An 11,399-nucleotide genomic window follows, 5' to 3' on the forward strand; every position below is an offset into this window, starting at 1 on the left:
TTTTCGTTCAGCTGTAGCGAAATCGCTACAGTCGAGGCGGGCGGGAAAAGGGTTTGGGGATCAAACCCTTGCTCAGCGCGGGGGGGAAGCGATGTATTGATTTCAATACGGTGTATTGAAATCAATACATCGTAGGGTGAAGGCTTAACCCACAGTGAACATGGGCAGTGCCAGGTACAGCTTGATCACGATCACATTGATGATGTCGATGAAGAACGCGCCCACCATCGGTACCACCAGAAACGCCATTTGCGAAGGCCCGAAGCGGTGGGTTACCGCTTGCATGTTGGCGATGGCGGTCGGCGTGGCGCCCAGACCGAACCCGCAGTGCCCTGCAGCCAGTACTGCCGCGTCGTAATTGCTACCCATGACCCGGAACGTCACAAAGACCGCGAACAGCGCCATCAGCAATGTCTGCGCGGCCAGGATGATCAGGAATGGCAGGGCCAGAGCAGCGAGGTCCCACAGCTTGAGCGACATCAGCGCGATTGCCAGGAACAGTGACAGGCTGACATTGCCCAGTACCGATACCTCCCGTTCGAACACCTGGTACAGGCCCAGCGCTGAGAGCCCGTTGCGTAGCAACACACCCACGAACAGGACGCAGACGAAGGTGGGTAGTTCGAACACCGTGCCTTGTAGCTGGGCATTGAGGAGTGTGCCACCGAGCAGGCTGACCGAGATCAGCGCCAGGGTTTCGATGAATGAAAACGGTGTGATCAGGCGCTCCTTTTGCGGTTCTTCGAACCCCTTGGGCAGGCGCGACATCGCATGTTCGACGCCGGGCGCCTGCACGCGCTTGATCAGCAGGCGGGCAACCGGCCCACCGATCAGGCCGCCGAGCACCAGGCCAAAGGTGGCGGAGGCCAGGGCGAGTTCCGAGGCCGAGGCAAGGCCGTACTTTTCGCTGAAAGTGCTCCCCCAGGCCGCGCCGGTGCCATGGCCGCCGGACAAGGTGATGGAACCGGTCAGCAGGCCCATCAGCGGGTCCAGCCCCAGCGCTGTGGCCAGGCCGATGCCCATGGCGTTCTGCACCAGTAACAGCCCGGTGACTGCGAGCAGGAATATACCCACCACGCGGCCACCTTTTTTCAGGCTGGCGAAGTCCGCGTTCAGGCCGATGGTGGCAAAGAAGGCCAGCATCAACGGTGCCTGCAAAGAGCTGTCGAATTGAACTTTCAGGTCGAAACTGCGCAAGCCCAGCAATATCAGCGCAACGACCAGGCCGCCGGCCACTGGCTCAGGAATGTTGTAGGTACGCAGGATGGCGACGCGTTTCACCAGGCCATGCCCCAGCAGCAGGACCAGGGAGGCGGCAACCAGCGTGCCGTAGAAGTCGAGTTCCAGCATGGGAGGCATTCTTCTTGTAAACGAGGAAGAAAGCCATTTTACTCACCGGTCTGATGAAGTAATGACCGAACTTGTAGGAAAAATCTGTTATGTAGCTGAGAAAAGGTCAGAATTTGCCAGGAATGCCGTACTTGCGCAGGCGTTGTGCAATCGCCGTGTGAGAGGTCTGCAGGCGCCCCGCCAGCTGCCGGGTGGAGGGGTAGCTGGCATACAGGCGCTGCAGCAGTTCGCGCTCAAACTCGCCTACCGCCTGTTCCAGGCTGGCTACTTCGCCATCCTGCCCGCGGGCCACGGAGGTGCCAGCGATATCCAGGTCACCGATATCCACCAGGTTGCCCTCGCAGATGGCTGCCGCACGGAAAATCACGTTCTGCAGCTGGCGCACGTTGCCTGGCCAAGGGTTGGCAAGCAACGCCGAGTGGGTAGCCGGTGTGAGCCTGCAGGGTGGCCGCTGGATCTGCGTGCAGGCCTGCTGCATGAAGTAGTGCGCCAGCATGAGGATGTCCTGGCCTCGGTCACGCAGCGGCGGCACTTGCAGGTTGAGCACGTTGAGGCGGTAGAACAGGTCTTCACGGAAGGTGCCTTCGGCGACCATGCGTTCCAGGTCACGGTGGGTGGCGCTGATGATGCGCACATCCACTTTCACCTCGCGATCGCCACCGACTCGGCGGAAGCTGCCGTCGCTGAGAAAACGCAGCAGCTTGGCCTGCAGGTACGGCGACATTTCGCCGATCTCATCGAGAAACACAGTGCCCTGGTTGGCCAGCTCCATCAGCCCCGGCTTGCCACCGCGCTGGGCGCCGGTGAAGGCACCGGGTGCATAGCCGAACAGCTCGCTCTCGGCCAGGCTTTCGGGCAGTGCGGCGCAGTTGAGGGCGAGGAACGGCGCGGTATGGCGGCTGCTGATGGCATGGCAGGCGCGGGCCACCAGTTCCTTGCCGGTGCCGGTTTCGCCGTGCACCAGCAGCGGCGCATCGAGGGCCGCCACACGCAGGGCGCGGGCCTTGAGGGTGCGGATCGCCGGTGATTCGCCGAGCAACGCATCGAAACCTTCAGCGTGGTCGTGGTGCAGGGCGGACAGGCGCTCGCCCATGCGGTTCGGCGCATACAGCGTCAGCAGGCCGCCGGCGTTGGTGATGGGTGAAGCGTCCAGCAGCAGGCTCTGGCCGTTGAGCTGCATCTCGCGCATCGGCAGGTGGAAGTTGTTGTCCAGCAAGGCCTGCAGCAGGTCGGGGTCATTGAACAGTTCGCCCACCGTGCGCCCTGCGGATTCGCGGCCGCACAGGGCGATCAGCGCCGGGTTTGCCAGCAGCACCTTGCCGGCGCTGTCGACTGCTAGCACCGGGTCGCTCATGGCCGCCAGCAGGGCGTCGAGCTGCAGGTGGCGGCGCTGGCCGGGGAGGATGTCGACCACGTCCACCGACTGCACGCCACGCACTTCGAACAGGGCGTCGTGGAGTTCTTCGAGTACCGCCGGGCTGAGGGTCGGGGCATCGATGTAGACGTTGGGCGGGACCATTTCCACGGCGTCCAGGTTGAGGTTGCGGGCACCGAGCAGGGCGAGGACTTCCTGGGTGATGCCGACGCGGTCGATGAAGCTGACGTGGATGCGCATGGGAACGGTGAAAGTGGTGGCCTGGGAGGGCGGTAGTATGCCTTAACATCGTCGGGGCCGCTTTGCGGCCCTTTCCGACCGGTCCGGCGCCCCGGCAAGGCCGCTCCTACAGGGGAGCGCGATCGTTTGTAGGAGCGGCCTTGCCGGGGCGCCGGACCGGTCGGAAAGGGCTGCGAAGCAGCCCCAGGTTCTCGAATCACTCCAGATGTTCAGGCTTGATCGGGTCGCCTGATTTCACATCCAGCTTCTGGCGAATGTCTTCGAACATGGCATCGTATAGCTTATGCGGCGAACCCAGCGTTTCGAACTTCTGGTGCGGCGCGAGATAGGATTGGGCTTTGCGCGAAGCCACACTGAGGAAACTCGGCAGCACCTGGTCTTTGGCCAGGAAGAAATTTTCATCGACGGTCTTGCCCTCGATGCTGCCATGCATGCGGAACTGGATGCCTCTGCCTTCCTTGGGGTCTGAAAACGCTTCGTACTCGATGTTGAGGTCGTAGCTGTGGTCGGCACTGTTGAGCGCAGTGCGCTCGATGTGCACGTGACCGGGGTGGAACTGGGCCATGGCAAACTCCTCCGAAAGATGAAAATGGCGGGCCCGTAAGCCCGCCCACTGCAATCAACGGTAGCTGATACCAGGCTTTTCGGTACTTACGCGGGTGCCGGCGATGCCTTTGACAATGCCCTCGATGTTCTCCAGCGAGCTGATCACCGCCACTTTGCCAGTGTGCCGGGCAAAGTCGCAGGCCGCCTGTACCTTCGGCCCCATGGAGCCGGCCGCGAAGCCGAGGCGTTCGAGCTCATCGGGGTGGGCCTGGGCAATGGCTTTTTGCGTTGGCTTGCCCCAGTCAATGTAGGCGCCATCGACGTCCGTGGCGATTACCAGAAGGTCGGCTTTCAGCTGTTCGGCCAGCAGCGCCGAGCACAGGTCCTTGTCGATTACCGCCTCGATGCCTTTGAGTTTGCGGTTTTCATCGTACATGGTGGGGATGCCACCACCGCCGGCGCAGATGACGATGCTTTTCTTTTCCAGCAGCCATGTGATCGGGCGGATTTCAAAGATGCGCTTGGGTTTCGGGCTGGCGACCACACGCCGGTACTTGTCGCCGTCGGCCTTGACCACCCAGCCTTTTTCCTTGGCCAGGCGCTCGGCCTCTTCCTTGCTGTAGACCGGGCCGATGAACTTGCTCGGGTCCTTGAAGGCAGGGTCGTTGGCGTCCACTTCCACCTGGGTGAGCAGGGTGGCGAACGGCACTTCGAAGTCCAGCAGGTTGCCCAGTTCCTGTTCGATCATGTAACCGATCATGCCTTCGGTTTCGGCACCGAGCACGTCCAGGGGGTAAGCCTCGTCGGGCTTGTATGACAGCCCTTGCAGGGCCAGCAGGCCAACTTGCGGGCCGTTGCCGTGGGCGATGACCAGTTCGTTGCCGGGATGAATCTTGGCGATCTGTTCGGTGGCCGTGCGGATATTGGCGCGCTGGTTGTCAGCGGTCATGGGCTCGCCACGGCGCAGCAGGGCGTTGCCGCCCAATGCAACAACGATACGCATGGGGAATGTCCTTTAAGCGAAAGAAATGAACGCTGCTCGGGGCGGGACACCGCCCCTGTGGGAGCGGGTTCACCCGCGAATGCGTCAGCAGCCCCAGCGGTAATACCTGGGCTGACGCTTTCGCGGGTAAACCCGCTCCCACAGGGGGGCGGGTTGCCCGGCCTGACGAGTCAGCCTTACAGGTCAGCCAGGGTCGAAACCAGGATCGCCTTGATGGTGTGCATGCGGTTTTCCGCCTGCTCGAAGGCAATACACGCCGGCGACTCGAACACGTCATCGGTCACTTCGATGCCGTTGGCCAGGTCCGGATACTGCTCGGCAATCTGCTTGCCGACTTTGGTTTCGGAGTTGTGGAAGGCCGGCAGGCAGTGCATGAACTTGGTGCGTGGGTTGCCGCTGGCTTTCATCAGCTCCTTGTTCACCTGGTAAGGCTTGAGCTGCTTGATGCGCTCACCCCAGGCCTCGATCGGCTCGCCCATCGAGACCCAGACGTCGGTGTGGATGAAGTCGACGCCTTTGACCGCGGCCTTGGGGTCTTCAGTCAGGGTGATGCGCGCACCGCTTTCTTCGGCGTACTTGTGGCAACGCTCGACCAGGTCGTCATGTGGCCACAGCGCCTTGGGCGCAGCGATGCGCACGTCCATGCCAAGCTTGGCGCCGATCAGCAGCAGCGAGTTGCCCATGTTGTTGCGGGCGTCGCCCAGGTAGGCGTAGCTGATATCGTGCAGCGGCTTGTCGCTGTGCTCACGCATGGTCAGCACGTCGGCGATCATCTGCGTCGGGTGGTATTCATCGGTCAGGCCGTTGAACACGGGCACGCCGGCGAACTTGGCCAGCTCTTCGACGATTTCCTGCTTGAAGCCGCGGTACTCGATGGCGTCGTACATGCGCCCGAGCACGCGGGCGGTGTCCTTCATGCTCTCCTTGTGGCCGATCTGCGAGGAGTTGGGGTCGATGTAGGTGACGTTGGCGCCCTGGTCATAGGCGGCGACTTCGAAGGCGCAGCGGGTGCGGGTCGAGGTCTTTTCGAAGATCAGGGCGATGTTGTTGCCCTTCAGGTGCTGCTGCTCGGTGCCGGTGTACTTGGCGCGCTTGAGGTCGCGCGACAGGTCGAGCAGGTACTTCAGCTCGCGAGTGGTGTGGTGTTCGAGGCTGAGCAGGTTGCGGTTGTGAATGTTGAACGCCATGACTGTATCTCCTTGAATTCGGTGAGGGTCCCGGCCGCTGCTTTGTGGGCGCGGCCGGGTGTATGGTCGTTAGTAGTCGATTGGGTCGCGCACGATCGGGCAGGTCATGCAGTGGCCGCCGCCCCGGCCCCGGCCCAGTTCGCCGGCGCTGATGGTGATGACCTCGACGCCGGCCTTGCGCAGCAGGGTATTGGTGTAGGTGTTGCGGTCGTAGCCGATGACCACGCCTGGCTCGATGGCCACCACGTTGTTGCCGTCATCCCACTGCTCGCGTTCGGCGGCGAAGCTGTTGCCGCCGGTTTCGACCACGCGCAGCTTGACGCCCAGTTGCTCGCCGACCACCTCGATGAACGACTTGTTGATGCGGCGTACGTCCATGCCGTAAGGCTTTTTCTCGTCCGGGCGGATGATGAACGGCACGATCTCGTTGACCACTTCCGGGAAGACCGTGACCAGGTCGCGGTCGCAGAAGCTGAACACAGTGTCCAGGTGCATGGCAGCGCGGGATTTTGGCAGGCCGGCAACGATGACTTCCTTCGCTGCGCCCTTGGCGAACAGGTTGCGTGCCAGCTGGCCAATGGCCTGGCGCGAGGTGCGCTCGCCCATGCCGATCAGCACGATGCCTTTGCCAATCGGCATCACGTCACCGCCTTCGAGGGTGGACTGGCCGTGTTCCTTGTCCGGGTCGCCGTACCAGACTTCGAAGTCGGCGTTGGTGAACTCTTTGTGGAACTTGTAGATGGCGGTGGTCAGCAGGGTTTCCTGACGGCGCGCCGGCCAGTACATCGGGTTCAGCGTCACGCCACCGTAGATCCAGCAAGTAGTGTCGCGGGTGAACTGGGTGTTGGGCAGCGGTGGCAGGATGAAGCTGGAGTGGCCCAGGTAGTCGTTGTACATCTTGACCACATCGGCGCCTTCGCTCTGTGGCAGGTCCTGGCCAGCCACACCACCGATCAGGAACTCGGCCAGGTGGCGTGGTTCGAGGCCTTCGAGCCAGCTGCGCACTTCGTTGTTCAGGCCGACACCGACGGTGTCATCGGTGATCTTGCGGTCGAGGATCCACTTGAGTGCTTCCTTGTCCTGCACGATGTCGGTCAGCAGATTGTGCATCTCCAGCACATCCACGCCGCGCTCGCGCATCTTGGTGACGAAGTCGAAATGGTCGCGCTTGGCCTGGTCGACCCAGATCACATCGTCGAACAGCAGCTCGTCACAGTTGCTCGGCGTCAGGCGCTTGTGCGCCAGGCCCGGAGAGCAAACCATCACTTTGCGCAGTTTGCCGGCTTCGGAGTGGACACCGTACTTCTGTTTTTCAGCGGACATGGTTTCATTCCTCCAATTGAACGAAGACGTGGGTCAAAGGGTCAGGAAGCCGTCATACAGGCCAAAGGCTGCTACCAAGGCGCCAATGACCACGGCTGCGAAGATCAGTTTTTCCACGTTGGTGAAGATAGGTTGGCCCACTTCGCGCTTGGCCTTGGCGAACAGGATCGCGCCAGGGGCATAGAGCAGGGCCGAGAGCAGCAGGTATTTCACGCCGCCGGCGTACAGCAGCCAGATGGCGTAGATCAGCGCGATGGCACCGATGAACAGGTCTTTCTTCCGCTCGGCCAGGGCCTGTTCGTAGGTTTCGCTGCGCAGTGCCAGCAGGAAGGCATAAGCCGCCGACCACAGGTAGGGCACCAGGATCATCGAGGTGGCGAGGTAGATCAGCGACAGGTAGGTACTGCTGGAGAACAGGGTGATGACCAGGAAGATCTGCACCATGGCGTTGGTCAGCCACAGGGCGTTGGCCGGCACCTGGTTGGCGTTCTCGCGGCGCAGGAACTCCGGCATGGTGTGGTCCTTGGCGGCGGCGAACATGATCTCGGCGCACAGCAGCACCCACGACAGCAGGGCGCCGAGCAGCGAGATGATCAGGCCGACGCTGATCAGCACCGCACCCCAGTGGCCGACCACGTGCTCGAGCACGGCAGCCATCGACGGGTTCTGCAGCTTGGCCAGTTCCGGTTGGGTCATGATGCCCAGCGACAGCACGTTGACCAGTACCAGGAACAGCAGCACGGTGACGAAGCCGATGACCGTGGCCTTGCCTACGTCGGAGCGTTTTTCCGCCCGTGACGAGAAGATGCTCGCGCCTTCGATACCGATGAACACCCATACGGTGACCAGCATCATGTTGCGCACCTGGTTCATCACGCTGCCCAGGTCAGGTGTGCCCACCGCCCAGATGTCGGCGGTGAAAATGTCGAGCTTGAAGGCGAACAGGCAGATCAGTGCGAACAGCACCAGCGGTACGACCTTGGCCACGGTGGTGACCAGGTTGATGAACGCCGCTTCCTTGATGCCACGCAGCACCAGGAAGTGCACCGCCCAGAGCAGAATCGAGGCACCGATGATCGCTGCCGGGGTGTTGCCCTCGCCGAAGATCGGGAAGAAGTAGCCGAGGGTGCTGAACAGCAGCACGAAGTAGCCGACGTTACCCAGCCATGCGCTGATCCAGTAGCCCCAGGCCGAGGAGAAGCCCATGTAGTCGCCGAAGCCGGCCTTGGCATAGGCGTATACACCGCCATCCAGGTCAGGCTTGCGGTTGGCCAGGGTCTGGAACACGAAGGCCAGGGTCAGCATGCCCACTGCCGTGATCGCCCAGCCAATCAGTACCGCGCCAACGCCGGCACTGGCGGCCATGTTTTGCGGCAGGGAGAAAATCCCGCCGCCAATCATCGAGCCGACCACGAGTGCAACTAACGCGCCGAGTTTTAGTTTTCCGGATGAATCAGACATTTAACAACTCCTGCCAGGAGAAAGTTGACGACAGATTAAATCCGACGCCTGAACCATGACCTGACTTGGATCAGTTCATGGCAACGCGATGGTAGGAAATTTCCTACGCGCGACTCCTGGAGAGTGCCGACTGCTCAGCTGCAGGCCCTGTGCACTGGCATCTCCATGTCCTTCTAGAGCAAACGCCCCGTTTGGCCTGCGATGTCTGAAACTAGCCGCTTTTGCCGCTTTCGCAAATTTTTCACAAGAATTTCGAGTTTTATCAGATTCTTTTCTAGTTGCTGGGCAGCTGCTAGTTTTTACAGAGGCACGGCGATAGACAATGTGGTTATTAATGCTATAGGTTCAATGGGTTTAGCCATATAAGTAACAGCATTTTTATGGCGCCCATGGCTGTTTCAAACGCATGACAGCATGGAAAAAAGGGAGCCCCATGAGCGAACCGGGACAAAAGCTGCGTCTGGGCGCACTGATCGCGCTGGTGGTCGGTTCGATGATTGGTGGTGGGATCTTCTCGCTGCCGCAGAACATGGCCGCCCGTGCGGACGTTGGCGCGGTACTGATCGGTTGGGCGATCACCGCAGTGGGCATGCTGGCATTGGCCTTCGTGTTCCAGACCCTGGCCAACCGCAAGCCTGAACTGGATTCGGGGGTGTACGCCTACGCCAAGGCCGGCTTCGGCGACTATATGGGCTTCTCTTCGGCCTGGGGCTACTGGATCAGTGCGTGGCTGGGCAACGTCGGCTACTTCGTGCTGCTGTTCAGTACCCTCGGCTTCTACTTCCCGGTATTTGGCGAAGGCAACACGCCAATTGCCATCGGCTGCGCCTCGATGCTGCTGTGGGCGGTGCACTTTCTGGTACTACGTGGCATCAAGGAAGCGGCGTTCATCAACCAGGTGACCACTGTTGCCAAGGTGGTGCCGCTGCTGATCTTCGTCGTCATCGCCGCTTTTGCCTTCCGCGCCGATATCTTCACCCGCGATATCTGGGGCCTGAGCAACCCGCAGTTCGGCAATGTGCTGGACCAGGTGCGCAACATGATGCTGGTCACGGTGTTCGTGTTCATCGGTATCGAGGGCGCCAGTGTGTACTCCGGGCGGGCGCAGCGCCGTTCCGACGTGGGCAAGGCCACGGTGATCGGCTTTCTTGGCGTACTGGCACTGTTGGTGCTGGTCAACGTGCTGTCGTTGGGGGTGATGACCCAGCCGGAGCTGGCCGGGTTGCAGAACCCGTCGCTGGCCTCGGTGCTGGAGCATATCGTCGGCCCTTGGGGCGCCTTGCTGATCAGCATCGGCCTGGCGGTGTCGCTGCTCGGTGCCTTGCTGTCATGGGCACTGCTGTGTGCAGAGATTCTTTTCGCCACGGCACGTGACAAGACCATGCCGCGCTTTCTGGCCAAGGAAAACGCCAACCACGTGCCGGCCAATGCCTTGTGGCTGACCAACTGCATGATCCAGGGCTTCCTGCTGATCACGCTGGTTTCGGCAGGCACCTATACCAGCCTGATCTACCTGGCATCGTCGATGATTCTGGTGCCGTACCTGTGGTCGGCGGCTTATGCGGTGCTGCTGGCGTGGCGCGGGGAGAGTTACCAAGGGCAGCCGGGGTTGCGGCGCAAGGACCTGCTGGTGGCGGTACTGGCGCTGGTCTATGCGGTGTGGTTGTTGTACGCAGGTGGCCTCAAGTACTTGCTGCTGTCGGCCTTGCTCTACGCCCCCGGGGTCATCCTGTTCGCCCGGGCCAAGCACGAACAAGGGCAGACGCTGTTCACCACCTGGGAGAAGCTGATTTTCGCGGCAGTGCTGGCTGGCGCGGCACTGGCTGCCTACCTGCTGTATTCAGGGCTGCTGAGCCTGTGAGGCAGCGGGGCAGGGTTGTTCAGGGCGCGACCAGATCCACAGGTTGCCCAGGGTCATGCCGGCAATCGCCAGGAACACTGGCCAGTGGTGTTCGAGGAAAATCAGCATCAGGGCGGCGCACAGCAACATGCTGATGGTGGCGCTGACTTTGGCGCGGCGCTGGATCACCTTGCCGTTGCGCCAGTTGTACAGGATCGGCCCGAACAAGCGATGGTTTTCCAGCCAGGCGGACAGGCGCGGTGAGCTGCGCGTGGCGGCCCAGGCCGCCAGCAGGATGAACTCGGTGGTCGGCAGGCCGGGGATGACGATGGCGACCAGGCCTATCCCCAGGCTTACGTAAGCCAGGATGCCATACAGCAGGCGGGACAGTTTCGAGCGGGCGGGTCGGGTCATGGTCTCACTGCAAAAAACGTCCGGCCACCGGAAAGGTGGCCGGTTGATGCGTATCAGGCCAGCGCGGCATCCGCGGCGTAGGCATGCTTGAGCAGTTCAGTGAAGCGCTCGAAGGCGGCAACCGCTCCGCGCTCGGCGGCGGCGTCTTCCTCGGGCGACAGCGCCAGGCCATCGAGGATGCGGGTGAACTGCTTCCAGCCTTCGGCACGGCCACCGGCCGGCTCGCCGAGATGACGGGCACCGAAACTGTCTGACAATTCCAGGGCCACGGCACGCTTGATCAGAAACGCAGCGCCAAGTTTGGAGCCTTCCGAGACGAAGATCCAGCCCATTGCCTCACCCAGGCTCGGGTTCTGCAGCGCGCCAGGCACGGCAGACGGTACTTCAGTGCCGAGGTCGGCGAGGTCCAGGCGGGCTTGTGCGGCGCGGCAGCGCTCGGCCAGGTCGGGGACGATGGCGATCAGTTGCGGGTCGTTGTACAGGGCCTGCAGTTCGGCCTGAAACAGGTACTGGGCGACGACGAAGCGGGCGAAACTTTCGCGGCTGTCGAATGGCGCGTGGGATTTGACCAGGGCATCGAGCTCGCTGTGCGGAGCGTGGGTGACCTGGTTCAGGCGTTGCGAGCGCAGGGCTGGGCGATCGGTCATGGGGGTGTCCTTG

General features: G+C 61.9%; 10 protein-coding genes. 1 reads left to right on the forward strand and 9 read right to left on the reverse strand.

Features of this window, described 5'->3' with window-relative positions:
• Positions 1–144: 144 nt before the first annotated feature.
• The 7 genes from gltS to arcD (H040_RS03015) all read right to left on the reverse strand — a co-directional run bounded on the left by gltS (position 145) and on the right by arcD (H040_RS03015) (position 8,485).
• Positions 145–1,350, reverse strand: a complete 1,206-nt coding sequence (gene gltS, locus H040_RS02980; protein ID WP_027920182.1) for a sodium/glutamate symporter — start codon at positions 1,348–1,350, stop codon at positions 145–147.
• Between the two features lie 106 nt (positions 1,351–1,456).
• Positions 1,457–2,965: a sigma-54-dependent transcriptional regulator gene (locus tag H040_RS02985; RefSeq protein ID WP_027920181.1), complete on the reverse strand. Its 1,509-nt coding sequence runs from the start codon at positions 2,963–2,965 to the stop codon at positions 1,457–1,459.
• A 196-nt stretch (positions 2,966–3,161) separates the two neighbouring features.
• The gene (locus H040_RS02990) at positions 3,162–3,530 is read right to left on the reverse strand and encodes a DUF5064 family protein (RefSeq protein WP_027920180.1); all 369 of its coding nucleotides are present in this window, start codon (positions 3,528–3,530) and stop codon (positions 3,162–3,164) included.
• A 54-nt stretch (positions 3,531–3,584) separates the two neighbouring features.
• Positions 3,585–4,514, reverse strand: coding sequence for a carbamate kinase (gene arcC, locus H040_RS02995; protein ID WP_027920179.1), 930 nt, complete (start codon positions 4,512–4,514; stop codon positions 3,585–3,587).
• 176 nt (positions 4,515–4,690) lie between these two features.
• Complete coding sequence (locus H040_RS03005) at positions 4,691–5,701, reverse strand: ornithine carbamoyltransferase (protein WP_027920178.1); 1,011 nt, start codon at positions 5,699–5,701, stop codon at positions 4,691–4,693.
• A 69-nt stretch (positions 5,702–5,770) separates the two neighbouring features.
• Complete coding sequence (gene arcA, locus H040_RS03010) at positions 5,771–7,024, reverse strand: arginine deiminase (protein WP_027920177.1); 1,254 nt, start codon at positions 7,022–7,024, stop codon at positions 5,771–5,773.
• A 33-nt stretch (positions 7,025–7,057) separates the two neighbouring features.
• Positions 7,058–8,485 (reverse strand): arginine-ornithine antiporter, encoded by a 1,428-nt coding sequence (gene arcD, locus H040_RS03015; protein WP_027920176.1) that lies wholly within the window; start codon positions 8,483–8,485, stop codon positions 7,058–7,060.
• Between the two features lie 433 nt (positions 8,486–8,918).
• Between arcD (H040_RS03015) and arcD (H040_RS03020) the strand changes: the two genes are divergently transcribed.
• The gene (gene arcD / locus H040_RS03020) at positions 8,919–10,346 is read left to right on the forward strand and encodes an arginine-ornithine antiporter (RefSeq protein WP_027920175.1); all 1,428 of its coding nucleotides are present in this window, start codon (positions 8,919–8,921) and stop codon (positions 10,344–10,346) included.
• Here the strand turns inward: arcD (H040_RS03020) and H040_RS03025 are convergent.
• Together H040_RS03025 and H040_RS03030 are read right to left on the reverse strand one after the other, a co-directional pair.
• Entirely contained in the window at positions 10,326–10,739 is a 414-nt protein-coding gene (locus tag H040_RS03025) for a YbaN family protein (RefSeq protein ID WP_027920174.1), read from the reverse strand. The genes arcD (H040_RS03020) and H040_RS03025 overlap by 21 nt on opposite strands.
• A gap of 53 nt (positions 10,740–10,792) precedes the next feature.
• Positions 10,793–11,386: a biliverdin-producing heme oxygenase gene (locus H040_RS03030; RefSeq protein ID WP_027920173.1), complete on the reverse strand. Its 594-nt coding sequence runs from the start codon at positions 11,384–11,386 to the stop codon at positions 10,793–10,795.
• Positions 11,387–11,399: the final 13 nt, after the last annotated feature.

Source organism: Pseudomonas sp. URMO17WK12:I7, from assembly GCF_003269045.1.
GTDB lineage: Bacteria > Pseudomonadota > Gammaproteobacteria > Pseudomonadales > Pseudomonadaceae > Aquipseudomonas > Aquipseudomonas putida_J.